Origin of the sequence: Rhizobium sp. SEMIA 4085, assembly GCF_013004495.1 — a bacterium.
Lineage (GTDB): Bacteria > Pseudomonadota > Alphaproteobacteria > Rhizobiales > Rhizobiaceae > Rhizobium > Rhizobium gallicum.
The window spans coordinates 1-1,788 of record NZ_JABEPH010000628.1; the positions used below are offsets into that span (position 1 = coordinate 1).

Annotated in this window: 1 protein-coding gene; it reads right to left on the reverse strand. The window is 59.8% G+C overall.

Translation table 11 applies throughout. The features are described 5' to 3' along the window. The coding region (gene lon, locus C9413_RS31795) for an endopeptidase La (protein ID WP_170251501.1) at window positions 1–1,788 on the reverse strand (1,788 nt) is incomplete at both ends.

Here is a 1,788-nt window from a genome sequence, read left to right on the forward strand (position 1 = left end):
GTCCAGGCAAGACCGGTGACCACGCCGACCTGGTCCTCGCGCTCGGCTTCGCCGTGGCGGAAGCGCGGAACGCCCAGATAGTCGTCGATGTTGGCGGCCGTGACGGCGACCGACTTCGCCTTGCCCTTGATGATCTCGGTCACCGCCTTGCGGGCGAGCTTCATAAGTTCGCGCTCGAAGTTACGCACGCCGGCTTCGCGGGTGTATTGCTGGCTGATCGCCATCAGGGCATCGTCGCTGACGGAAAATTCCTCCGGCTGCAACGCATGTTCCTTGATGGCCTTCGGCAGCAGGTGCCGCTTGGCGATCTCGCGCTTTTCGTCTTCGGTGTAGCCGGCGATACGGATGATCTCCATGCGGTCCATCAAAGGTGCCGGGATGTTCAGCGTATTCGCCGTCGTGATGAACATCACGTCCGACAGGTCGTATTCCACTTCCAGGTAGTGATCCATGAAGGTCGAATTCTGGGCCGGGTCGAGCACTTCGAGCAGGGCCGAGGACGGATCGCCGCGGAAATCCATGCCCATCTTGTCGATCTCGTCGAGCAGGAAGAGCGGATTGGACTTCTTCGCCTTCTTCATCGACTGGATGACCTTGCCGGGCATCGAGCCGATATAGGTGCGGCGGTGACCGCGGATTTCGGCTTCATCGCGAACGCCGCCGAGCGCCATACGGACATACTCACGGCCGGTCGCCTTGGCAATCGACTGCGCAAGCGAGGTCTTGCCGACGCCCGGAGGGCCGACGAGGCACAAGATCGGGCCCTTGAGCTTGGCTGCACGGGCCTGCACGGCGAGATACTCGACGATCCGCTCCTTGACCTTGTCCAGGCCGAAGTGATCGGCTTCGAGGATCTGCTCTGCGTGGTTGAGGTCCGACTTTATCTTCGATTTCTTGCCCCACGGAATGCCGAGCAGCCAGTCGAGATAGTTGCGCACGACGGTTGCTTCGGCAGACATCGGGCTCATCTGGCGCAGCTTCTTCAGCTCCGCGTCAGCCTTCTCGCGCGCTTCCTTGGAAAGCTTGGTCTTGGAGATGCGCTCTTCCAGTTCGGCCATTTCGTCGCGGCCTTCCTCGCCGTCTCCGAGCTCCTTCTGGATCGCCTTCATCTGCTCATTGAGGTAGTATTCGCGCTGGGTCTTCTCCATCTGTCGCTTGACGCGCGAGCGGATGCGCTTTTCGACCTGCAGGACCGAAATCTCGCCTTCCATGAAACCGAGCGCCTTTTCGAGGCGAGCCTTAACGCTGGTGGTTTCCAGCATCTCCTGCTTTTCGGTAATCTTGATCGAAAGGTGCGAAGCAACCGTATCGGCGAGCTTGGAATAATCGTCGATCTGGCTGGCAGCGCCGACCACTTCAGGCGAGATCTTCTTGTTGAGCTTCACATAGCTCTCGAACTCCGAAACGACGGAGCGCGACAGCGCTTCCAGCTCGACCGGGTCGTCATGCGGCTCGTCAAGCACATGGCCGAGCGCCTCGTAGAAATCCTCGCGGCTGGTATAGGCATCGATCTCGGCACGGGCGCGGCCTTCGACAAGAACCTTCACGGTGCCGTCGGGCAGCTTCAGGAGCTGCAGAACATTGGCAACCGTGCCGACATTATGAATTGCTGAAGGATCCGGATCATCATCGCTTGCGTTGATCTGGGTGACCAGCATGATCTGCTTGTCAGAACCCATGACCTCTTCAAGCGCGCGGATCGACTTTTCCCGTCCGCCGAACAGCGGCACGATCATATGGGGGAAGACCACGATGTCGCGCAGGGGCAAAACAGGATAGGCAGTGCTG